The 23047-nt window shown below is 38.1% G+C and carries 21 protein-coding genes and 1 riboswitch; of the genes, 2 read left to right on the forward strand and 19 right to left on the reverse strand.

Annotated features, from left to right (window positions below; translation table 11 throughout):
* Positions 1–29: 29 nt before the first annotated feature.
* From JNUCC23_RS12905 to JNUCC23_RS12940, 8 genes are all read right to left on the reverse strand, one after another.
* Positions 30–467 carry a BrxA/BrxB family bacilliredoxin gene (locus JNUCC23_RS12905; protein ID WP_403070763.1) on the reverse strand — a complete coding sequence of 146 codons (438 nt, stop codon included), beginning with the start codon at positions 465–467 and terminating at the stop codon, positions 30–32.
* A gap of 296 nt (positions 468–763) precedes the next feature.
* Complete coding sequence (gene ilvD, locus JNUCC23_RS12910) at positions 764–2434, reverse strand: dihydroxy-acid dehydratase (protein WP_403072099.1); 1671 nt, start codon at positions 2432–2434, stop codon at positions 764–766.
* Positions 2435–2635: 201 nt separating this feature from the next.
* A complete protein-coding gene (locus JNUCC23_RS12915; protein WP_062178827.1) occupies positions 2636–3769 on the reverse strand; it encodes a conserved virulence factor C family protein in 1134 nt (377 codons plus the stop codon).
* Between the two features lie 103 nt (positions 3770–3872).
* Positions 3873–5750: an ABC-F family ATP-binding cassette domain-containing protein gene (locus tag JNUCC23_RS12920; protein WP_454211808.1), complete on the reverse strand. Its 1878-nt coding sequence runs from the start codon at positions 5748–5750 to the stop codon at positions 3873–3875.
* Positions 5747–6364: an HD domain-containing protein gene (locus JNUCC23_RS12925; protein ID WP_062178821.1), complete on the reverse strand. Its 618-nt coding sequence runs from the start codon at positions 6362–6364 to the stop codon at positions 5747–5749. The genes JNUCC23_RS12920 and JNUCC23_RS12925 overlap by 4 nt, the downstream gene beginning before the upstream one ends.
* A 53-nt stretch (positions 6365–6417) precedes the next feature.
* Complete coding sequence (locus JNUCC23_RS12930; protein WP_454211810.1) at positions 6418–7266, reverse strand: DegV family protein; 849 nt, start codon at positions 7264–7266, stop codon at positions 6418–6420.
* 290 nt (positions 7267–7556) lie between these two features.
* The gene (locus JNUCC23_RS12935; RefSeq protein ID WP_062178816.1) at positions 7557–8036 is read right to left on the reverse strand and encodes a glutathione peroxidase; all 480 of its coding nucleotides are present in this window, start codon (positions 8034–8036) and stop codon (positions 7557–7559) included.
* 69 nt (positions 8037–8105) lie between these two features.
* The gene (locus tag JNUCC23_RS12940; protein WP_454211811.1) at positions 8106–8648 is read right to left on the reverse strand and encodes a hypothetical protein; all 543 of its coding nucleotides are present in this window, start codon (positions 8646–8648) and stop codon (positions 8106–8108) included.
* 331 nt (positions 8649–8979) lie between these two features.
* Between JNUCC23_RS12940 and metA the strand changes: the two genes are divergently transcribed.
* The gene (gene metA, locus JNUCC23_RS12945) at positions 8980–9888 is read left to right on the forward strand and encodes a homoserine O-acetyltransferase MetA (protein WP_062178810.1); all 909 of its coding nucleotides are present in this window, start codon (positions 8980–8982) and stop codon (positions 9886–9888) included.
* A gap of 72 nt (positions 9889–9960) precedes the next feature.
* Here the strand turns inward: metA and JNUCC23_RS12950 are convergent, their stop codons facing one another.
* The 6 genes from JNUCC23_RS12950 to JNUCC23_RS12975 all read right to left on the reverse strand — a co-directional run bounded on the left by JNUCC23_RS12950 (position 9961) and on the right by JNUCC23_RS12975 (position 15653).
* Positions 9961–10131, reverse strand: coding sequence for a hypothetical protein (locus tag JNUCC23_RS12950; protein WP_172796823.1), 171 nt, complete (start codon positions 10129–10131; stop codon positions 9961–9963).
* Between the two features lie 65 nt (positions 10132–10196).
* A complete protein-coding gene (locus JNUCC23_RS12955) occupies positions 10197–10889 on the reverse strand; it encodes an AIM24 family protein (protein ID WP_062178807.1) in 693 nt (230 codons plus the stop codon).
* 14 nt (positions 10890–10903) lie between these two features.
* On the reverse strand, positions 10904–11590 hold the full coding sequence (locus tag JNUCC23_RS12960; RefSeq protein WP_454211813.1) for a methyltransferase domain-containing protein: 687 nt from the start codon (positions 11588–11590) through the stop codon (positions 10904–10906).
* Positions 11591–11961: 371 nt separating this feature from the next.
* Positions 11962–12390, reverse strand: a complete 429-nt coding sequence (mntR, locus tag JNUCC23_RS12965) for a transcriptional regulator MntR (RefSeq protein WP_403070744.1) — start codon at positions 12388–12390, stop codon at positions 11962–11964.
* Between the two features lie 342 nt (positions 12391–12732).
* Positions 12733–14901 (reverse strand): DNA topoisomerase III, encoded by a 2169-nt coding sequence (locus JNUCC23_RS12970; RefSeq protein ID WP_454216062.1) that lies wholly within the window; start codon positions 14899–14901, stop codon positions 12733–12735.
* 137 nt (positions 14902–15038) lie between these two features.
* Positions 15039–15653, reverse strand: coding sequence for a LysE/ArgO family amino acid transporter (locus JNUCC23_RS12975; RefSeq protein WP_454211816.1), 615 nt, complete (start codon positions 15651–15653; stop codon positions 15039–15041).
* 130 nt (positions 15654–15783) lie between these two features.
* Here JNUCC23_RS12975 and JNUCC23_RS12980 point away from each other — a divergent pair, with 130 nt between their 5' ends.
* Positions 15784–17232: an aminotransferase-like domain-containing protein gene (locus tag JNUCC23_RS12980; RefSeq protein WP_454211818.1), complete on the forward strand. Its 1449-nt coding sequence runs from the start codon at positions 15784–15786 to the stop codon at positions 17230–17232.
* A gap of 112 nt (positions 17233–17344) precedes the next feature.
* On the opposite strand, the gene add is transcribed toward JNUCC23_RS12980, so the two are convergent.
* The 5 genes from add to proB all read right to left on the reverse strand — a co-directional run bounded on the left by add (position 17345) and on the right by proB (position 23011).
* Positions 17345–18337 (reverse strand): adenosine deaminase, encoded by a 993-nt coding sequence (gene add / locus JNUCC23_RS12985; RefSeq protein WP_454211820.1) that lies wholly within the window; start codon positions 18335–18337, stop codon positions 17345–17347.
* Between the two features lie 71 nt (positions 18338–18408).
* Positions 18409–18508, reverse strand: a riboswitch (purine riboswitch).
* Between the two features lie 133 nt (positions 18509–18641).
* A complete protein-coding gene (locus JNUCC23_RS12990; RefSeq protein WP_062178780.1) occupies positions 18642–19844 on the reverse strand; it encodes an MFS transporter in 1203 nt (400 codons plus the stop codon).
* A complete protein-coding gene (locus JNUCC23_RS12995; RefSeq protein ID WP_454211822.1) occupies positions 19837–20154 on the reverse strand; it encodes a MarR family winged helix-turn-helix transcriptional regulator in 318 nt (105 codons plus the stop codon). Before JNUCC23_RS12995 ends, JNUCC23_RS12990 begins: the two co-directional genes overlap by 8 nt.
* Positions 20155–20663: 509 nt before the next feature.
* On the reverse strand, positions 20664–21911 hold the full coding sequence (locus JNUCC23_RS13000) for a glutamate-5-semialdehyde dehydrogenase (protein WP_454211824.1): 1248 nt from the start codon (positions 21909–21911) through the stop codon (positions 20664–20666).
* Complete coding sequence (proB, locus tag JNUCC23_RS13005) at positions 21911–23011, reverse strand: glutamate 5-kinase (protein WP_062178772.1); 1101 nt, start codon at positions 23009–23011, stop codon at positions 21911–21913. The genes JNUCC23_RS13000 and proB overlap by 1 nt, the downstream gene beginning before the upstream one ends.
* Positions 23012–23047: the final 36 nt, after the last annotated feature.

Here is a 23047-nt window from a genome sequence, read left to right on the forward strand (position 1 = left end):
GATAAGTCTCTACATACTCCAATACTAAATTATTTCTTTTGTGCAAACGCTGTAAGAAGGTTTTCCATTACCGCTTCCATCGGAAACCCTTCAATATCATGGCGTGGAATGAAGTGGATCACTTCTTTTCCCTTTAATAAAGCCATCGATGGTGAGGATGGTTCATAACCTGTGAAATATTCACGCATTTTTGCCGTAGCTTCTTTATCTTGGCCGGCGAACACGGTCACGATATGATCTGGTTTGTTTTCCGAATTTAACACCGCTTGAGTTGCTGCTGGTCGGGCAAGCCCTGCCGCACATCCGCATACTGAATTTACAACAACAAGAGTTGTTTCTTCATTTACTGTATTCATGAAATTTTCTACTTCTTCAGGAGTAGTAAACTCCGTAAAACCCGCTTGAACAAGTTCGGCACGCATTGGTTTTACCACTTGTTTCATATATTCTTCATATGCCATTGACATAAGTAAATGCCTCCTTTATTTTCCCATACACTATAAGAATACTATACATATTAACAATTATGCAAAAAAGTGAATCGTCTATAATACGTTTAAGTTAGATAATCCGCTCATTTTTTCAAAATAGTTAATCGACTGCTCCACTACTTCTTGAATAGATCTGAAGTTTACAATTCCAAATTAAAGAGGGCCAGGCCCAACTCTTATTAGAGAATTCGTGTATAAACACTTTCTTCTAATTTAGAGTGTGAACTCCGCCCCTTCTTTAACAAGCTTCTGGATAGATTAACTCCATCTGATTAGATTTTCATTACGCCACCTGTGTTAGCACTTGTAACAAGCTTAGAGTAACGTGCCAAATAGCCCGTTTTTACTTTTGGCTCAAAGCCTTTCCAGTTTGCTTTACGTTTTTCAAATTCTTCGTCAGAAACTTCTAATTGGATCGTACGATTATTCAAGTCAAGTTCGATGATATCACCATTTTCTACAAATGCAATTGGCCCGCCCTCTGCTGCTTCTGGAGAAATATGTCCAATTGAAATACCTCTCGACGCACCTGAGAAACGTCCATCTGTAATCAAACCAACTTTGGCTCCAAGACCTCTACCAACGATTTGTGATGTAGGCGCAAGCATTTCTGGCATACCAGGTCCCCCTTTAGGGCCTTCATAGCGGATGACTACAACATCGCCTTCTTTTACTTTCCCAGTTATAATTCCAGAAAGTGCGTCTTCTTGAGAATCGAAGCAGATTGCAGGACCTCTATGGTAGCCGCCAACTGCTGGATCGACAGCTCCAACTTTAATAACTGAACCATTTGGCGCTAGGTTACCGAATAATACAGCAAGGCCGCCTCGCTCAGAATGAGGATTGTCTAATGGACGAATAACATTTTTGTCCAAGATTTCCGCCCCAGCAACATTTTCACGTAATGTTTTACCAGATACAGTTAGGCAATCACCATTGATTGCACCCGGCTTTTTAAGAACCTCATTGATGATGGCACTAACGCCTCCTGCATTATGAACATCTTCAATGTGATAATCTGATGCCGGAGCGATTTTTGCAAGATGAGGTACACGACTTGCAATATCATTGATACGTTCTAATGAATACTCAATTCCAGCTTCATGTGCTAATGCAAGTGTATGAAGGACTGTGTTTGTTGAACCACCCATCGCCATGTCCAACGCAAACGCATTGTCAATTGCATCGATTGTTACGATATCACGTGGCTTAATATCCTTTTTGATAAGCTCCATTAATTGCGTAGCTGAGCGTTTAACAAACTCTTTACGTTCGGGAGCTACAGCTAAAATTGTACCATTACCAGGTAGGGCAAGACCAAGACCTTCTGCCAAGCAGTTCATTGAGTTTGCAGTAAACATACCAGAACAAGAACCACATGTAGGACAAGCAAATTGCTCAATCTCTTGTAATTTTGCTTCATCAATTTTACCAGCTTGGTAAGCTCCAACCCCTTCAAAAACAGAGTTTAAGTTAAGTGGGTTACCTTCTTTATCCACACCCGCTTTCATTGGTCCACCACTAACGAACATTGTTGGAATATTGACACGAAGAGCCGCCATCATCATCCCTGGCGTAATTTTGTCACAGTTTGGAATACAAATCATTCCATCGAACCAATGCGCTGAAACAACAGTTTCAATTGAATCGGCAATAATTTCACGGCTTGGCAAGGAGTAGCGCATACCGATGTGACCCATGGCGATTCCATCGTCAACTCCGATTGTATTAAATTCAAAAGGTACACCGCCCGCTTCGCGAATCGCTTCCTTTACAATTTTTCCAAATTCCTGCAAATGTACATGTCCTGGAACGATATCAATATAAGAGTTACAAACGGCGATAAACGGTTTGCCGAAATCTTCTTCTTTAACGCCGGCTGCACGCAACAAACTACGGTGCGGAGCACGGTCGATTCCTTGTGTAATCATGTCACTTCTCATTTTTGGCGTAGACATTTATTGAAAACCCCCAATATATTAAGTTAAATAATAAATAGCATTATTTTGTATTCTCTAAAAATTCTAACACAATTAAATCTAATTGAACATATGATATGTCAAAATAATAATAAAAGTCTCTCTCTTTTTTATACGTTAGTATAAAAAAAGAGAGAGACTTTTTCTATTTATCTATGCAACATATTATTCTTCTGCCTGTCTCGCTTCTGTCATTTGCTTCCAAACAGATCCTTTTGCCTCTTCCCCATTTTCGATCCGGTCTATTGCCATTTTTATTTGCAAAGCCACTTCGAATTCAGAATCTTTTTCCGCTTCTTTTAAAGCAGATAACACGCTTTTATCGCCAGATTCATAGAGGAACATCGCAGCACGCCATCTAACAATCTTACTTTTATCTTTTAAGGCAGATGCCATTTCCGTCATCGCTTCTGCAAATCCGAGATCAGATAAGCAATCTCCAGCCGTTCTTCTCACTGCTGGATTTTTATCATTTAAGCCAAGATAAAGAGCAGGTAATACTTTTCGATCTTCAATCATCCCTAGTAATACGACTGCTTCTCTACGTACGGATACTTTACTGTCTGACAGAGCTTTTTTTAGCAATGGAATATCATCTATAGTTGGATCCTCCATTTGCTCAAGTGCTTGATAGCGTTTTTCCCAGTTTTCATCCTCAAGCATCTCTGCAGTAAGCTTGATTTTAGTCCGTTTTACTAGTTCTTTTTTGTTGTCGTTCTCTTGCTTCGCTTGAGCTACAAGTTCATTTATCCGCTCTGGTGGATACGCAGCAATAAGCTCTTCAGATACTTCTGCACCAATTACATCCATATCTCCGTATCTGACGCCATAGTCTTTCCATTTTCTTTGCAAAACAACATTATCATCTTGTTTTTGCGCTGCTTGAACAGCCTGAGCAAAGTTTTCCGGAAGGGCATAACGCTTTTCACTATTTCCATCATTAAGCTTAATTTGATATGGCAATCCTTTAAACTGCAAAATCGAAACATTGACTTCTCCATAATGTTCGAGAATAATCTGTCCCGCTTCTTCATCGCTAGTATCTTCACCGAATACTTGGCGAACTTTAATCAAAATTTCTTGCCAATCATATTTACCATTTCGCTCAACGGCTAAGAAATCAGCAACATGATAAACGCCCTTGACACCATCGATATTTAAGATTTCGCGGATCAATTGCGGCGCTTTTTCGGCTTCCTCTTTTTTATAATTATTGCTTCTACCAGTTGGAAGCTCTTCGGTTAAGTTAATTTTCATCGTATTTGGGCTTGGTGTAGGTTCAATCGATATAATATTCATACGTTCGCTCCTTTACACATATTTTTAGAATATGTGACTATAATTTATCATAATCTAGGGTTTAGACGCTTTTAGTGTGAATGATTAGTCATACCTAACCTACTTATTCCTCTAACTTCTCCGCTAAATATTCCCATCGTTCAAGCATATAATCAAGCTCTTCTTTAACTTTCGTCTCCTCTTCCATTAAGAGGCGAAGTTTATCAAAGTCACTGCCTGCTGTTGCCATTTCCGCAGCAATACTTGTTAAACGTTCTTCGGCTTTCTCCATCTTCTCTTCAATTTCTTCCCATTCCTTCGTCTCGGCGTAAGTCAATTTCTTTTTCTTTTTCTCAGAACGCTGTTGCTGTAATTGAACAACAGGCTTCTCAACAGGCTCCACTGCTATTTTTTCTTCTAAAAACTCAGAATAGCTGCCGTAATAATGACTGACAACAGCATTCCCTTTGAAAACAAACAGCTGGGAGCATGCTTTATCAAGAAAATAACGGTCATGTGAAACAGTGACGACTACCCCAGGGAATGTCTCCAAATAATCTTCAAGTACGGTTAATGTCTGAGTATCGAGATCATTGGTCGGCTCATCCAAAAGCAGGACATTCGGTGCAGACATTAGTATCTTCAATAAATAAAGTCTTCGTTTTTCTCCGCCCGAAAGCTTTCGGATTGGTGTACCGTGAGTGTGTAGTGGAAAAAGAAATCGTTCGAGCATTTGAGCAGCAGATATATAGGTTCCATCCTTCAAGGCAATCGATTCGGCTGTCTCGCGAATATATTCAATCATCCGCTTACTATCGTCCATATCTTCACTTTCCTGTGTATAGTAGCCGATTTTCACAGTTTGTCCTGTTTCAATCACACCAGAATCTATGTTTACTCTACCTGCCAAAATATTAAGCAACGTCGACTTTCCTGTTCCATTTTGACCGACGATGCCAATTCTATCTCCTCGTTTAAATAAATAGGAGAAATTATGTAGGATCGTGTGATTGCCGTATGACTTCGAGATGGACTCAAGCTCCAACACTTTTTTCCCTAAGCGTGCCCCGCTTAATTCGATATCAAGAGACCCTTGCTGCGATTTATTTTGTACATCCGTTTCGAGGGTTTCAAAGCGTTGAATTCTTGCTTTTTGCTTCGTTGTTCTCGCTTTTGCGCCTTTTCTTATCCAAGCCAGTTCCTTTTTGAATAAGCTTTCCTTTTTGCTTCGTTCAATGCCTTCATTTTCTTCTCGGATTGCTTTTGCTTCTAGAAAATCGCCATAATTTCCTGTGTATTCAAATAGGCTGCCACCGCTAAGCTCCCAGATTTTATCCGCTACCGTATCAAGGAAATAACGATCATGGGTTACAAAGAGAGCGGCACGCTTCGATTTCATTAAATATTCCTGCAACCATTTAATGCTATCGTAGTCAAGGTGGTTCGTTGGTTCATCAAGAATAAGCAAATCGGTTGTTTCAATTAACGTTTTCGCTAACGCTGCCCGTTTTTTTTGCCCGCCTGACAGCTCATCTAATTTCCTTGAAAAATCAGGGAGTCCGAGCTTTGTTAAAATCGTTCTAGCGTCAGCACTTGTATCCCATGCGTTTAATGCATCCATTTCCTGTTGTTGCTTTAATAACCTGTTCTGTAGCTCGGTATTATCCGAATCATTTTGCAATTTTTGTAGCGTGTTTTCATAGTCTTTAATGACTTTAAAAACAGGGTAGTCACTTTCATAAAGGAAATCCATAATGGTAACACCGCTAGGAAAATCTGGATCCTGAGATAAGTATGAAATGGAGTAGTCGTTAGGGTGATCTTTTTTCCCAGTGTCAGGTTCCTCAATTCCAGCGATGATATTTAAAAGTGTTGATTTTCCTGTTCCATTTACACCGATAATACCAATTTTATTGCCTTCAGAAATTGAAAAAGAAAGGTCTTCAAAGACTAATTTTTCACCTTGCATTTTTGTTACGTTTTCCATTGCAAAAACTTTCATATTTGTACATCCCATTCTATATAAAATTGCTGTAAAAATTCCTGCATATACTGATTTCGCTTTTTTGCCAATTCTTTTGCTGTGTTTGTATGTAATTGATCCGCTATCTTCAATAATTTATCATAAAAATGCTGGATCGTTGATTGCTTTGCCTCAATTGTGTCTAAATCTGGATGATGGATTGGATTGCCTACACTTCCACCATACGCAAATGTTCTTGCTATTCCAATTGCACCAATTGCGTCCAACCGATCCGCATCTTGCACAATTTTTGCTTCAATGGAAGGTAGTCTGGATTGTCCTTTACTATATGAAATAGAATCAATGATGGCTGTTACCTCGTTGATGGTCTGCTTCTCAATTTTCGAATGAAGAAACCAATCATTCAATATGCGCCAGCCATCTCCTTCAGATTCATTTAATTTACGATCAGGTATATCATGTAATAATGCAGCTAATTCAATTGTAGGTACATGACCCCTTTGCTCTTCAAATGCAATATGCAAGGCTATTTTTCGTACCCTGTCTGTATGAAACCAATCATGTCCTGTTGTGTCATTTCCAAACCTATTCTTCACAAAGATTTCAGCCAATTCAATTAGATCTTTATTCATTGTGCACTCCCTGGTCTTTTTCTTTCATATTGTATCATGCTGGAACGCTTTGGTCATTCTTCATTAAACCAAGATAATCCAAGAGTCTTTGGACCTGCATGAACACCAACGGCGCTGCCTATTGGGGAGGCATGGATGATGATGCTTGAATCGATATCATGAATGACGTCACGCCATTTGTCAGTCTGCGAAGGCGATGCACCAAATAATAAACAGCATTCCTTCAGTTTTTTGGAGTTATACGCTTTTTTAAATAGATCAAAAATCCGCGCTTCTGCTTTTTTCTCGCTTCTCACTTTTGCTATCGTCGCAAGCATGCCATTTTCAATCGAAATAATTGGTTTGAAGTTCAACATACTGCCGAGCAGATATTGAGTACCAGAAAGCCTACCACTTCTATGAAGCTGGTCAAGTGATCCTATTAATACATACGTCTCATTGCTCTGACTATATTTCTCAGCTTCCCGTAATGCATCACTGACCTCCATTCCATTTTCGATATTACTCATGATTTTTCTCAACACCATTGTCAATGGATAAGAAATGACAAGTGAATCGAATACATGAACAGGAATTGAAACCATTTCAGCTGCTTGCCTACTTGCCGCAACCGTTCCACTTAAGCTTCCCGATAAATGAACGGAAATGACACAATCATACCTCTCTTCAAGTGACTGATACAATTCCATAAAGGTTCCAATAGAAGGCTGAGACGTTGTCACTACCACTTTTTCTTCTTCCATCACACGATAAAGTTCTTTTGGTACAATATCAATTCCATCTCGATACTCTTTTCCCTTCAGTATGACAACCATCGGGACGATATAGATATCATCATTTTTCTGTAATTCGTCATCCAAGTAACCAGTACTGTCCATCACCCAGGCTATACGTTTAGTCATTCTGAATGCCCTCCACATGTATGTAATCGTTTTCTAATTATATGATGGAACAGGGATGAACATTTGCTTTTATCAAAAATAGGTCATTCCCCTAAAGTGAAACTTCAATCAGTAGAGGATTCTTCCCACCCCCACTGGTTGTTAGTACCGTTCTAGTATCGCTTTACCTCCGCACAGCGTAGGTAAAGCGACGCTGCGGGATAAAAAGCCTAATTCTCAGAAATCTCAATCAACGTATTGATCAGATGGATTGGGAATCAGGCTATTGTAAATTTCCTATTTACTCGGTTTCAATAAAGAAGTGTCTTTATTTCGTCTTCTAATACCATAGGCTTTGTTTGTGGAGCGTATCTGCTGATAATATTTCCATTACGGTCTAGTAAAAATTTTGTAAAATTCCACTTGATCCCCTTTGAACCGAGCATACCAGGAGCATGTTCGGTTAAATATTGAAACATAGGATGGGCATTTTTACCGTTCACGTCAATTTTAGCAAACATCGGGAATGTGATGCCATGATTTAATTTACAGTACGAATCAATTTGAAGATTATCGCCAGGCTCTTGTGAGAGAAATTGATTACATGGGAAACCGAGTATGACCAAGCCGTCATCCTGATATTGCTCGTATAACGCCTGTAGTTCATCGTATTGCGGCGCAAAACCGCATTTACTTGCCGTATTAACAATGATTACTACTTTCCCTTCGAATTCCCCCATTGATATATATTCACCATTTATTTTTTTTACATCAAATTGATAAATAGACATACAAGGTCACTCCTTCGACTAGTAGATATATTGTATATCATTTCATGCTAACTTTCCCAATTTTACGTTTTACTTGAATATAGGTTCTAATTGCTCCAACGTTTCAATTACATAATCGACAATTTCCACAAGATCATCTATCTGTTCTTCTTTAATTAGCCTTCCAAAAGAAATGGTACATTCTGTTGTATAGAGAATTTGCTTTTCTAGATTATTTTTCGTTTCGGACTCCGTTTTTTCAATGAGACGAGTTTCACCCCAAATATGGGTAAGGACATTCATTAATTGTTGAGTTTGAATTTCATCCAGCTTATCTTGGATTGCGACCATAACTTTTAGGATTGACCCTGAAGCAGATTCATGATCGGATTGGGGCAGCAATTCAGCACTAAGGTTTTCTAATTTCGAAATCAGCGTTATTCCAGCGAGGACCTTTTTTCTTGTATGTACATGTTTTAACTCCATCTCCATACTGAACTCTCGTGACAAATCTGCAAGGTTCACTAAATCTTTTCGATTCGTCACAAGGATATCACCGTCTAAATCTCGGTCATATACCGCTCCTTCAACTATAACTTTCATATTATCAAATGCAGTAGGATCAAATACCATAACACACCCCTTGATTCATTTTTTCTTAGCTTCATATTTTACCATAGGACACGTTTTTCCCAAAAGCGAATGACCTCACACTCTATCCCCCGTTTATCGTGTCATATACACGTCTTTAAAGTGAAACATCAATCAGTGAGGGTTTAACAATATATAGCATATCCTTTCGTAATCGGCGCCATTTCAACATTTTATGCAGGCAATGTTCCCATCATTAGGCAATCATCAGGTTCATTTTAGACAAAAAATGGTGCCTTATTACTGAAACTTCTATATAATAAGTTTTATTAGAATTTTCTAATTCTAATAAAACCGTGGAGGAGGATATAAATTGCCTATAAAAATTCCGGGTTTATTACCCGCCAAACAAATTCTCGAGCAGGAGAATATTTTTGTAATGGAAGAAGAACTGGCAACTAAGCAGGACATTCGTCCATTAAATATACTTATCTTGAATTTAATGCCGGAGAAAGAAAAAACGGAAGCTCAAATTCTTCGTTTTTTGGGAAACACACCGATTCAAGTGAATGTTTCATTTTTACGATTAATCTCGCATGAAGCAAAAAACACAAGTAAGCTTCATTTAGATCAATTTTATAAGCCTTTTTCGGAGGTGAAAAACAATAAATTTGATGGGATGATTATTACGGGTGCACCCGTTGAAAAGTTGGAATTTGAGGAAGTGGATTATTGGGAAGAGCTTCAAGAAATTATGGATTGGACAACCAAACATGTTACGTCAACCTTACATATATGCTGGGGTGCACAATCAGCCCTATATCATCATTATGGAATTAACAAACACGAGTTACCAAAGAAATGTTTTGGTATTTTTCCACATCATGTTCTTCAGCCTAACGAGCGGCTTGTTCGCGGCTTTGATGATCAATTCTTGGCTCCACATTCCAGGTACACGGACATTAACCTTGATCAATTGTTGACTCAAGAAGAGCTGATCGTACTTGCCCAATCAGACCAAGCGGGGATCTTGCTGCTCGCATCAAAAGATGGTAGAAGAATTATGATTACAGGACATCTTGAATATGATGCCGACACATTAGGACAAGAATATACACGTGATCAGGCAAAAGGTCTTCTAACGGATATCCCTGAGAATTATTATCCAGACGACAATCCCGAAAAGACCCCACTTCATCGCTGGAAAAGCCATAGCAGTCTTTTATTTTCAAATTGGCTCAATTATTATGTATACCAAGAAACACCTTATGAATGGGATTAAGGTAATAATACCTCATTAATCTCACGCTAAAAGAGACCAACTCGTTTAAAAGTTGGTCTCCTATCCATTACATCATATTTTTGTAAGTTCTTCCTCAAAGTAAAAAGTTGACGGCTTTTCTTTGATTACATACGTATACTTCTTCATATTTGGAACATATTGCCACTTCATAATTGTTACTTCTTCACCAGTTTCTCCAAGGTTGACAACTTCGCCTGGTTGGAATTTATTCTTATTGGACACCGTCCACACTCCCTCTCTAAACTCATTATACCATAGAAAGAGTAAAAATAGTCCGATACCTTCTATTAGCTTTGCTGCGAAAGATATACTTCCTCAAATGGCTGTACAACAACGAAGCCATTTCCTTGAAATTTCATTTGAATCGATTCACCACTTGCTCGCCCAAAAAATGATTTAAGTGAAACATCTGTAACAAACTCTGGCTCAAGGTGCCCAGACCAAGCAACAGTTGCGTTCGGATCTGTATACACTGGATTTCCTGGTTCAACTAATAGAGTAAGAGGTTCATAATGAGACGTGAAGGCTACCATTCCCGTACCTTTCAACGTAACGTTAAAAAGACCGCCTGCCATCAAACCAGCAACCTTACGCATTAGCTTAATATCCCAGTCAATACTAGGTTCAAATGCAAGTAAGTCATTACCATTCACAGTAACTGATTCATTATATAAATTCAAAATAGAGATTTTCTTGCCTTGATCGGCAACATATAGTTTACCCTGCCCTGTAGCTTTCATAAGCGGAGCACCTTCGCCTGTAAATGCCTTCTTAAAGAGCTTGCCAATCCCATGTTCAAGAATGCCTTCACGTTCAAACTTTATGTTACCACGATAGGAAATCATCGATCCCATCTTTGCCCAAATTTGGCTTTCAAGGTTAATTTCAAGAATTCTTGGTGTTTCCAATTCAAACAAGCCCTGCCCTTTATCTTCTTGTTTCGTTTGATTAATGAATTGATCTATTCTGTATTTTTCCATACTAATCAGCTCCATTATTTTTTTCTAAACATAAATACCCACGTGAATGAAAGCGATTGCTGTGAATCTTTTTCTAAATAATCAAGCTTTGTAAGGTCCACTCCACGCTTCGGAATTCCTTTTTCCGCTATGATTTCCCAGCCATTTTCCGTAGCTAATTTTTCCAGATCCCATGATTGCAAAGTATTCATAATTACGTCTTCCCCAAGGATTTTAGGATAGCTATGCTTCTTTCTTGGCATAGCAGTTGGTCCCAATATACCTATGCAGCCGTAACCGCCTTGCTTTACAACACGATGCATTTCTTTTAGGGCAAGTACTGGATTTTCGGTCCATTCTAGCGAGTTTATCGCCATAATGGCATCATATTCTTGATTCAAGAATGGAAGCCTTGCTAAATCACCCTGAACAAATGACATATGTTCAATTCCAAGCGTCCTTGATTGAGCAATTTCAATCATTTCAGAGGATAAATCAAGACCAGTAACATGGTAACCCAGGCTTGCAAGTCTAAGTGATCCATATCCATCGCCACAACCTAAATCAGCTACTTTCGCCCCAAATGGAACATGTTCCTTAAAGAAAGGTATGATCGTCTGTCTACTTCCCATTTCCCACATCTCTTGTGATTTTTTTGACCAATCAAGTGCAAATTGATTCCATTGTTCCTCGGCATCTAAAAGCCAATTATGTATAGTCATGTTTCACACCTCATCTCTTCAAGTGTATCTATGTATTTTGCTAAAATTATCGCACGCCTGCAAGTGAAATTAGCTATTTATACTTACGATAATAATTGAAAAAGGTTTCAGTATATTCTATTATTTATTTATAACAACATCCATGAGCGTCTGCTCTAAAGCCCAACGATAAAAAGGTTCAGGTTCTCAAATTGTATCACCTTATGAAGGTGGCAGTGCGCAGCTGATTTTGTGAAGTCTCGCCCCTTTTCCACGGAAAGACGGTTTAAGCACAAAAAACCTGACTTCGCCATTACGAGTACAGCATAAGTTTTGTAGTAAACTTAAATATACTATGTGTAAAGTGCGAGGTCAGGCCCTCTAAACCATTCTTATTTTTCTACGTCTTCATTTTTCTTTTGTATGGCTCTTAGTTGCTCTATTCGTTCTGGAACTTCTTGAAAATATTCGACTAGATCACCAATTCGATCGATGGAATCCCAACTTAAATGATGTTCAATTCCTTCAACATCTTGATAAATATTTTCTTCTTTTACCCCAATAATCTGCAACAATTGTTCTAGCAGATCATGGCGAAATACGAGCCGTTTCCCTACTTTTTTTCCATTAGCGGTTAGTACAAGTCCGCGATATTTTTCATAAACTAGATATTTTTCTTGATCAAGTTTTTGTACCATTTTCGTAACTGAGGAAGGATGAACAGACAGGTTTTCCGCAATATCAGAAACCCGAGCATATCCTTTTTCTTCTATTAATAAATAGATTTGCTCGATATAATCCTCCATACTCGGTGTAGGCATTTATTAATCCTCCCATTCATAAGAAAAGCGCCAAATAAGGAACTTCGACTAAGTTCCACCTCATACTGTGGCGATCGCCGAAGTTCGTACGTCCTATGTAACCCTAATCGAGATAGTAGGATGCTTTCGCCAAAACTCATTAAAAAACCTTATACTTTCTTATCAATCAAGAAAAACTGTCACAGGTACTCGTCACAAAAAGCTAGTTATTTAGCTCGGACTAGTCTATAGCGGGTGTGACATGTATAAAGTTAGACTCTAAAAATGTATGAAATGTTTTATACATATACTAAAAAATTCTACTATATTAAACTTACTTAAACAAGTACAAACCAAAAGACTTTACTCGGATGCATTCGTTTCCTTCGGGAACTTCCAGTTGACTTTCTTTGACTGTTCATCCCAAACCAAGGCTGCATTAAATGTTTTGTCCCCTTTTTCAAATCCTGCAATAACAGCCGTTTCCCCTGATTTTAATAATGTTTTCAAGGTTGCCTGCGTAATGTTTTTATTAAGAATTTTTTTTGAAACGGTAAATGTACACTTTGTTGTCGAATAATTTGTGCAGCCGTAGAAGTTTCCTTTATCGACGATCTTTCCATCACATAATTTACATGTACCAAGTGATGCAGAACCCTTTCGTTTCGAAGATTTCCGTTGAATCGATTCTGTATCAAATTGAGAGAAATCCCATTCATTTGAAGCTGCTATTGCGTCAGTAATGATTTTCGATGATAATTTCTTTACAGCTTCCATAAATGTTCCTGCAGATGCTTTGCCCTCGCCTATTTCTCTGAGACGTTGTTCCCATTTTGCTGTCATTTCTGGTGATGCAAGAATTTTTTCACCGATTGCTTCAATTAACACCTTCCCTTTATCTGTCGCAAAGACTTGGTTTTTTTGCACCGTAATATACTTTCGATCCTTTAGCATCGTAATAATCCCAGCTCTTGTTGCCTCTGTTCCAAGGCCTTCTGTTTTCATTAATACTTTCTCAAGGTGCTCATTGTCAAGATGCTTTCCTGCAGTTTTCATAAGCGTAATCAGCTGACCCTCGGTATAACGCTTAGGTGGCTGTGTTTTTCCTTCTTTCACTTTACACTTCACTACTTTTCCTGTAGCTTCTTTTTCAACATTCGGAAGCAAAATGTCCTCGTCTTCTTTCTCTTTATTAAAAATGACCTTCCGCCAACCTTCTTGAATTTTCTGCTTCCCCTTTGAAACAAATTCAGCCCGTTGATCGACCATTGTTGTTATGGTCGTATAATCAAAAATAGCTTTGTCATAATGCGCAGCAATTAGTCTTTTAACGACTAAATCGTACATTTTTCGTTCGTCATCAGACAAACGTGCTGGATCAGTTACTTGTTCTGTTGGAATGATAGCGTAATGATCGGTCACCTTTTTTTCATTGACAAAGCGTTTGTTATGGAGAATGGATGGCTGTGGCAGTGGAAAGTATGGCGAGTAGTCGGCAAATTTGCTCAATTTATCCATGATATCTGGAAAGGTTTCTGCTTCTCCCTTAGTTACATAATTGGAGTCTGATCTGGGATAAGATACAATGCCTTTCTGATAGAGGCTTTGTAGAACATCAAGCGTTTTTTTTGGTGGAAATTTATACATTTTATTTGCGGTTGCCTGTAATGCAGACAAATTGAATAGTAGCGGTGGCAGAAATTCTTTGCGTTCTGTTACCATATCGGTTACTTTTGCATCTTTCCCCTTACAAAATGCTGCGATTTTCTCAGCCATTTCTTGATCGTCAATACGGGGCTCCTGATTCTTCTGCCATTTCCCTTGATATTTTCCACCTTCCATATCAAAGTCAGCTATGACTTCCCAAAAAGGCTTCGATACAAATTGTTCAATTTCCTTTTCCCTTTTCACAATTAATGCAAGCGTTGGCGTTTGCACCCGGCCTGCTGAAAATACATCGCTGATTCCTTTTTTCTTCAGGAGTATACTATAAACTCTTGAAGCATTCATTCCAACAGTCCAATCTGCACATGCTCTTGTATACGCTTCATGGAACAAAGGTCTCGTCTCTTGTTCCGCTAATAAATGCTGGAACCCTTCATAGATAGATTTTGGTGTAAGAGATGAAATCCAAAGCCGCTTCATTGGTTTTTTTGAACCGCTTAGCTGGATGATATTGCGAACGATTAGTTCCCCTTCCCGACCAGCATCTCCTGCATGGATGATTTCCTTCACTTCTGCTTTTCTCAGTAACGATTTGACTACTTGAAATTGCTTATACTTCGAGTTAGTCACTTCATATTGAAACTTTTCAGGTATCATCGGTAACGTATCAAGCGACCATTTTTTCCATTCTGGCTTATATTTCTCTGGTGAAATAAGCTCCGTTAAATGGCCAATTGCCCATGATACATAGGCCCCATCTGGGAAAAGCTCATTTGGGAAAATCTCTATGTACCCTTGATTTTTTTTCGTTTTAAATTGCTTGGCCAATGTTGCCCCTTGATCAGGCTTCTCGGCAATAATTAACACGGATGGCAACGTTAGTGCACCCTCCTTTTTGAACAAGTTCCTTATACTAATAACTTTACAGCAAAATTCGCTTTTCGTATATGGATGAATCGTAGAATTATCCATCCGTTCAATGGAGATCAATCTATATATTATATTTATTTTATTAAAGTAAATCCAATATAAATAGCTGTTCCCCACATGACAATTGCTGAAATTTTATTGAGAATGGCTAAAAAGCGACCTGACCGATCCATTTTCCCTGTTACTCTGCCGACAACTCCCAATCCTACAAACCATGCCCATGAAACCAGTATGCATACGACAGCGAATGCGATTTTTTCAACTCCAGTATATTTTAATGAACTTGTGCCAATCACACCAATTGTATCCAAAATCGCATGTGGATTTAACAACGATACAGACATAGCGAATGCAATTTGTTTTTTAGGAGTAAACGAAACGCTTTTTCTCTGCTCTTTAACAATCGGTGTACTCCTCCACGTAACAAAACCCATATAAAGTAAAAAACAAATACCTGCTGTAAGTAGGACTGTTTTTAACCAGTAATATTCAAGAACAACAACAGACACCCCTAAAACGGCTAAAGAAATTAATAGAGTGTCACAAATGGCTGCAGTCATGATAACTGGTAATGCCCTCATAAATTGAGACTGGACTGCACCTTGGTTAAACACAAACACGTTTTGAACCCCTAATGGTAAAATTAATCCGAACGCTAAAATGAAACCATGAATAATTGCTTCTAACATTTTTGCTCCTCCTGCTTGATTATTGTTATCATTGTATAAGAAAAAGTTCAAAAGGTCTCCAACCAATTGGTTGGAATTTAATCCAACCAATCGATTATAATGGATAAAAAAAGCGAGGAGCGTATTTTTTATGCCAGAAGAATGGACCTTAAACAAATCATCTTCAATTCCGCTACACCAACAAATATATGAATATATTCAAAGTAAAATCATGAACGGTGAGTGGTTAGTTGGGACTAGAGTTCCTACACAAAGGGAGCTAGCAAACAAATTCCAAGTGAATCGCAGTACAATTGTCTATGCGCTAGGAGAGCTAATAGCAGATGGGTTAATCGAATCCAAAGTTGGAAAAGGTACCATCGTTGTAAATAATACATGGAGTATACTCGCTACTACGCCACCACCTGATTGGAATAGTTACGTGAAATCTGGATCTTATCAGCCAAATATCCAAATCATTCAAGAAATCAATAAAGCTGAAATGAACCCGAAAATCATCCGACTCGGCACAGGGGAGCTTTCTCCTGATTTGTTGCCTACTGAAAAAATGCAACAAATGTTCCAAAGTTGTACTTCAAAAATGTTCTCTTTAGGCTATTCGGAACCAAAAGGGAGTATCCATTTAAGAGCAATAATAAGTGAATATTTAAAAGCCAAAGGGATTGAAGCCTCGCCTTCTTCTATTTTGATTGTTTCTGGAGGACTTCAGGCATTGCAATTAATCTCTTTAGGCTTATTACACCGTGGCTCAACCATTTTTCTCGAAACACCTTCCTACCTGAATTCGGTGAATGTCTTTCAATCAGCAGGAATGAATTTATTTGGTATTCCTATGGACCATGAAGGGCTACTAACGGAATCGATACGAAGGTTCAAAAGGCAGCATAACGGAGCTTTACTCTATACCATCCCTTCTTTTCATAACCCAACAGGGGTATTAATGTCTGAAAATAGACGAATAGATGTATTGAATGTTTGTAAGAATGAAAAGTTACCGATTATTGAGGATGATGTTTATGGAGATTTATGGTTTGAACACTCGCCACCTAATCCATTAAAAGCCCGAGATAACCAGGGACTTGTCTTATATATGGGGAGCATGTCTAAAACCGTAGGCCCCGGTTTAAGAATAGGTTGGATTGTAGGACCCGAACCTGTAATCGACCGTTTATCAGATATTAAAATGCAAACCGACTATGGCTCAAGTTCTTTATCTCAATTTGCCGTTGCCGAATGGCTATCAAGTGGTTTATATGATGAACATATCAAGAAGATAAGAGTAGAATTAAAATGCCGTAGAGACTTTACTATTGACATACTAAATACTTATTTTAAAGAATTAGCCTCCTGGAATATACCAGAAGGCGGTTTTTATATTTGGCTTTCTATCCATAAACAAATTTCAATCCGAAAATTATTTGAAAAAGCCCTGAAAGAAGGGATTTTATTAAACCCAGGAAATGTATACGATCGGAACGATCAACAGCATCTTCGGTTGTCTTATTGTTATGCATCGCCCGGCCAACTAAAAAAAGGATTAATAAGACTTTCAGAACTAATTCAGGAGCTTTCTAAATAAGTGTAGTTATTCGATTCTTTCTATGTACTTAACTCAATATAAGTAATGGCAAATGAGGTTTCTAGCTGCCAGAACCCTCATTTCCTTGGTTCTGGCAGCTTAATCTTCTCCATTATATATACTTTTTCAGCATTTCCTTTGTCTTTAAATCTGCAAAGCATGCTTCAACACTATTAAAATAAATGTGTTCATAATCTTCAAAACTCATATTAAATTCGTTAAATACTATAGTGCATTCATTCAGCATATTTGTAGCTGATACCGTTCTGTTATCCGTATTAATAGTTACTTTTATTCCATCTTTGTGAAAATTATAGATTGGATGTTCACGAAAATTATTCACTGCTTTTGTTTGGACATTACTTGTCGGACACATTTCCAGCACAACTTGTTGTTCCTTCACTATTCGATATGCTTCATCACAATCTTTCATAAATACTCCATGTCCAATCCTTTCAGCGCCCAAAAGTTTAACTGCCTCTAGTACATTTTTGCCTATACCAGTTTCACCAGCATGAATCGTTACTCGATAGCCATATTCTTTCGCTAATCGTATCGGTGCTTCGAAGATTCTACAAAACCCTTCCTCCTCAGATGCACATAAATCGATAGCAACAACTCCCTTTCCAAGGAAGCTTTTACCCTTTTCTACGACCTCAAAAGCACGATCTACCGACATCGTTCTCATACATGAAAGTATTAAGTTTCCTTTTATATCGTATTGATCTTCAGCGTCCTTCATTCCTTCTAAGACGCTTTGTATGATTTCTTCTACATCTAATCCTTTTTTAGTGTGAAGTAAAGGAGCAAATCGAACCTCCATATATTTTACATTTTCCTGTGCAGCATCTTCAAACAGCTCAAAGGCAATTCTTCTTAAATTTTCTTTTGACTGCATAACTAAATTCGGGATTGCGAATTTTCTCAAATATTCATCAAGAGATTCACATTCTATTGGAGCCGTGAGTTCTATCTGAATTTCTTCAAGATCAAAAGAAGGGATACCGATGTCTTCTCTCTTTGCTATATCAATGATCGTTTCAGGTCTAAGACTACCATCTAAATGGCAATGAAGTTCAATTTTAGGTAACTCTGCGAAATTCATAATAACCTCCTAATTTTATGTTATTTGAAAAGTAAAAAGGTAAAAAAAATTCCTGATTACGAAGAAAATACACTTACATGCACCTTCTTCGTAATCAGGAATTATCGGTTCCTGGTAGAGACCTCCAAACCATATCATTGGAGTTATCCAATTCTTTTTCATCACTTTTGTAAAAGAATAATAAAAAAGAATTGGATAAGAAAATATCGTCCATCTAGCATTTCCATCCTTATCATAACAGATAAATTTTAAGGAATACAGGACATGATCTTTCTTGAAAACATGTCCCTTTTCTAGCTATCTATCAAATCGACGTTGATACTTCCATACTCGCTCTTGCTGAACTTTCTTTCTTACCATGCATGAAATAGTAAAGAACGATAGTTGCCAAGATTACAACACCCATAATGACATACAGAGTACTATAGCCGGTTAATGGAATGATAAATCCAAGTAGATAGGGACCGAAGCCGAGCCCACCATCAAGAAATATAAAGAAAGTTGACGTTGCTAGACCCATTCGATGTGGAGGAGTCAATTTGACTGCGATTGCCTGGGTGCTTGACTGCATATTACCGAAGCCGAAGCCAATAAGGATTCCTGATAATAATAAAATTATGCTATTGCTCGCTAAACTTAGAAGTAGCATCCCGGCAGCAAAGATAATAAAAGCTGGATACATTATAAAGTTTGCGCCTTTTGTGTCCATTAAGCGACCTGTGAATGGACGCGATACCAATACTGCTACTGCATACACTATGAAGAAGAAGCTTGCTGTATCAACCAAGTCGATTTCAATTGCATAAAAGTTAATGTAAGAAAGGACACTAGAGTAACAGAAGGCTACGACCAGAGTAATAAATGCAATCGGCAGTGCCTTTGGCTCAACAAATTGGGAAAGCTTGAATCCTTTGATTTCAGGAGTTTTTGTTGATACTGGTAGTGTTGGCACATACACAAAGAATGCAGTTATCAAACCAATTACCCCTAAAGCAAGGCAGACACTAAAAATCATTTGGAAACTTGTATGTTGGCTCATATATAGTCCGATGAATGGCCCGATTGCTGTAGCCAGTGTCGCACTCATACTATAATAGCCGATGCCTTCCCCTTTTCGTGTTGAAGGGATCGTCTGAGCAACGATCGTTCCTGTCGCTGTGCTCGCTATACCAAGTGCAAGACCATGAATAAAGCGGGTAATAAGAAGAAAGGGGATGCCTAAATTCACAAAATATAAAAGTGTCGTCAAAATAAAAAAGATTAAACCAATGAATAACGTTCTCTTACGGCCAATCGAATCAATAAAACGACCGATAAACAGCCGACCAATTAACGTTCCGATAATAAAAATCCCCGTTACAAGTCCAGCCTGACTTGTTGAAGCATCAAACTTTTCCACTGCATAGACAGCGATTGTTACCATTAATAAATAAAAGACTAACGTTAAGAAAAAATTGACGGAGGAAACAATGACAAAATCCTTCGTCCACAATTTAGGTTTATTCATTTTTGTTACTCTCCTTATTTATAATATTATCCTGTATTTTAGGAAGTGTTTGGAACGTAGCGAATCGCTCTTCTTTAGGAATACCTTCCATAACGCTATATTCCAAGTTTGTTATCATTTTACGACATTCTTGGTAAATCTCTTCCCCTGATTCCGTTAACTGAATGATTTTTTCACGCCTATCCTTACCAGGAATTTGCCTGACGATTTGGAGTTCTTCTAAGCGGTGAACCCTCCTCGTAATGGTTGGCTTTTCCACATTATAGTGATTTGAAATATCTACAAGCGTCGAAGGTCCATTGTTTTTCACAAACACAATAACCTGCCATAAAGAGTAAGAAAGGTTATATGCGCTTAAGAGCTCGTTCAATGTAGTGATAAGTGGTCTATATAGACTTAAAAAATGTCGAAAAAAACCTTCCAATTTATTCACCTCTAAAAAGTTACTATGAGTAACTATTACTAAAGGTAACTATACTCTTATTTTTTTAAATGTCAAGGAAAGATCACAAAATAAGAAAAGCGCTAGAGTCCTTAATTATCGCCGAATAGGACGAAACTAAACCGATACGATATACAAAATTCAAAAAAGCAATATGTTCTTGACTTAGAACACAGACCTATTTTCTAAAATGAAATGCCGCTTGATCTAACCGTTATGTATCAATCTTGAGGTATTGAAAAATAAAAATAGGCTACCGAGCTGATAGCCCGATAACCATAATTTTTATTGTAATCCGATTTAATTGCGATTCACATTCTCCATCACTAAAGTTTTCCTTTTTCATATCATATTGATTAGTTACTGTGTAATTTTAATTAGGATCTAATTTGTCCTTGTCCATAAATGAAATACTTCGTGGACGTGAGTGCTGGTAGCCCCATTGGTCCTCTAGCATGAAGCTTTTGGGTGCTAATGCCAATTTCAGCACCATAGCCAAATTCGAATCCATCTGTAAAGCGAGTAGATGCATTATGATAAACAGCTGCCGCATCAACATTTGTTAAAAAGAATTTCGCTGCGACCTTATCATTTGTAAGAATTGCTTCTGAGTGCTTTGTTCCATAAGTATTGATATGATGGACAGCTTCTAATACATTGGCAACTGTTTTAACACTTAGTGATAAATCTAAATATTCTGTAGACCAATCCTCTTCTGTCGCTTCGTTTACTTCAGGAAATTGTGCTAGAACTTTGTTATCGCCGAATAGATTTATACCCGTTTCATGTAGCAATTTCAACAAATCTTCCCCATGAATCTCTAACCATTTTTCTTGAATAACAAGGCTTTCCACAGCATTACATACCGAAGGACGCTGAGTTTTTGCATTTACAATAATATCTGTTGCCATTGCAAAATCTGCACTTTCATCAAGATAAATATGACAGTTTCCTGCGCCTGTTTCGAGAACGGGAACTGTAGATTCTCTTACAACTGTGTCTATTAGATTTTTACTCCCCCTCGGTATTAACACATCTAAATATTCACTTGCATGGAAAAGCTCTTTTGCTGTCTCTCTGCTAGTATCTTCAATTAATTGAACAGCATCAACCGGTAGTTTCGTGTTTTTCAATGCCTGATGAATGACCTTTATTATTGCTTGGTTAGAATGCTGTGCTGAAGAACTTCCACGTAAAATGACCGCATTTCCCGTTTTTAAAGAAAGCGTTGCAGCATCAATCGTTACATTCGGTCTAGCTTCATAGATCATCCCGATAACGCCAAGAGGAACTCGTTCTTTTTTTATTAACAGACCATTCTCTTTTTCTATCGTTTCTAATGTTTCGCCAATTGGATCAGGAAGCTCGATCAATAATTGAATCGCCTCTGCCATTGCAGTAATGCGCTTTTCATCTAACATAATTCGGTCAAGCACCGCAGTAGTTAAGCCATTTTCACTGCCTGCTACCAAATCTTTTTTGTTCTCCATCATTAAATAGGCTTGTTCAGCGATTAACTGTTCAGCAATCTTTTTTAATGCTTCATTTTTCTCAATTGTTGAAACATTGACCATTTGATAACTTGCAGCTTTGGCTCGAATTCCTTTTTCAGCTATTTCACTCATTATTTTTCCTCCTTAATTTTTACCCACTTATCTCGATGAATCACTTCGATTGCTGGAAAAACAACCTCATCACTTCTTTTGCCCATGACCGATTTTAGTTCATTTTCCGAATAGAGCACTTCTCCCTTTCCAAGCAGTCCTAATGATCCGTATACCTCAACTACATCTCCTTTATCAAAGCTACCAATCATTTTATAAATGCCAGCTGGAAGCAAACTGCTACCTTTTTTCACTAACGCTTCTTCGGCGCCTTCATCAACAAATAAGGCACCTGACACATGTGAATGAAGCGATATCCACTGTTTGTTTCTGGCTATGGTCGGGAGGGCATCTTTCCCAATATAGGTGCCGTCACCTTTTCCAGACATAATTTCTTTGAGCTTTTTACTTCCATCGCCAGTTCCGATAAAGACCTTTACCCCTAATGATAAAGCAGTTTTAGCAGCATAAAGCTTGGACTTCATTCCACCAGTCCCAACCTTCGAGTCAGAATCTCCTCCAAGCTTCATGAGATCATCGGTCACCATTTCTATATAATCAATTCGTTTCGCATCATGCTGTTTATTCGGATTCGCGTCATATAACCCATTTATATCCGTCAAAATGATAAGCTGATCCGCATGTACAAGTCCGCTTACTAAAGCAGATAGCATATCATTATCTCCAAAGGTTAGTTCTTCGATAGAAACTGTGTCATTTTCATTAATAATTGGCAGGATCCCTCGACTAAGCAATTCCGTCAATGTTTCATGTGCATTTCGATACCTATTTTTATTGGAAAAATCGGTTCTTGTTAATAAAATTTGTGCAGGAATGATTCCATATTCACTAAACTGCTCATTATACGACTGAATAAGTACACTTTGACCGACAGCTGCAGCAGCTTGCTTTCCTTTTAAGGTGACGGGACGTGAAGAATAGCCTAATTTCCGAAAACCAGCCGCAACGGCTCCGGAAGATACTAATAGTACCTCATGCCCAGCATCCTTCAACTTGGCAATCGCTGCTACATGATCCGTTATTTTTTCCTGATCAATTTGCCCCTTACTATTTGTTAAAGAGCTACTTCCTATTTTCACGACGATCCGTTTCTTTTGCATGAATATTTCCTCCATAAATCATCATTTATGTATAAA

This window comes from Peribacillus sp. JNUCC 23 (genome assembly GCF_053653995.1).

Excerpts from the sequence above, each read along its gene's own strand:
- JNUCC23_RS12905 (WP_403070763.1), bottom strand. The coding sequence starts at position 467 with ATGTCAATGGCATATGAAGAATATATGAAACAAGTGGTAAAACCAATG.
- ilvD (WP_403072099.1), bottom strand. The coding sequence starts at position 2,434 with ATGAGAAGTGACATGATTACACAAGGAATCGACCGTGCTCCGCACCGT.
- JNUCC23_RS12915 (WP_062178827.1), bottom strand. The coding sequence starts at position 3,769 with ATGAATATTATATCGATTGAACCTACACCAAGCCCAAATACGATGAAA.
- JNUCC23_RS12920 (WP_454211808.1), bottom strand. The coding sequence starts at position 5,750 with ATGAAAGTTTTTGCAATGGAAAACGTAACAAAAATGCAAGGTGAAAAA.
- JNUCC23_RS12925 (WP_062178821.1), bottom strand. The coding sequence starts at position 6,364 with ATGAATAAAGATCTAATTGAATTGGCTGAAATCTTTGTGAAGAATAGG.
- JNUCC23_RS12930 (WP_454211810.1), bottom strand. The coding sequence starts at position 7,266 with ATGACTAAACGTATAGCCTGGGTGATGGACAGTACTGGTTACTTGGAT.
- JNUCC23_RS12935 (WP_062178816.1), bottom strand. The coding sequence starts at position 8,036 with ATGTCTATTTATCAATTTGATGTAAAAAAAATAAATGGTGAATATATA.
- JNUCC23_RS12940 (WP_454211811.1), bottom strand. The coding sequence starts at position 8,648 with ATGGTATTTGATCCTACTGCATTTGATAATATGAAAGTTATAGTTGAA.
- JNUCC23_RS12955 (WP_062178807.1), bottom strand. The coding sequence starts at position 10,889 with ATGGAAAAATACAGAATAGATCAATTCATTAATCAAACGAAACAAGAA.
- JNUCC23_RS12960 (WP_454211813.1), bottom strand. The coding sequence starts at position 11,590 with ATGACTATACATAATTGGCTTTTAGATGCCGAGGAACAATGGAATCAA.
- mntR (WP_403070744.1), bottom strand. The coding sequence starts at position 12,390 with ATGCCTACACCGAGTATGGAGGATTATATCGAGCAAATCTATTTATTA.
- JNUCC23_RS12975 (WP_454211816.1), bottom strand. The coding sequence starts at position 15,653 with ATGTTAGAAGCAATTATTCATGGTTTCATTTTAGCGTTCGGATTAATT.
- JNUCC23_RS12980 (WP_454211818.1), top strand. The coding sequence starts at position 15,784 with ATGCCAGAAGAATGGACCTTAAACAAATCATCTTCAATTCCGCTACAC.
- add (WP_454211820.1), bottom strand. The coding sequence starts at position 18,337 with ATGAATTTCGCAGAGTTACCTAAAATTGAACTTCATTGCCATTTAGAT.
- JNUCC23_RS12990 (WP_062178780.1), bottom strand. The coding sequence starts at position 19,844 with ATGAATAAACCTAAATTGTGGACGAAGGATTTTGTCATTGTTTCCTCC.
- JNUCC23_RS13000 (WP_454211824.1), bottom strand. The coding sequence starts at position 21,911 with ATGAGTGAAATAGCTGAAAAAGGAATTCGAGCCAAAGCTGCAAGTTAT.
- proB (WP_062178772.1), bottom strand. The coding sequence starts at position 23,011 with ATGCAAAAGAAACGGATCGTCGTGAAAATAGGAAGTAGCTCTTTAACA.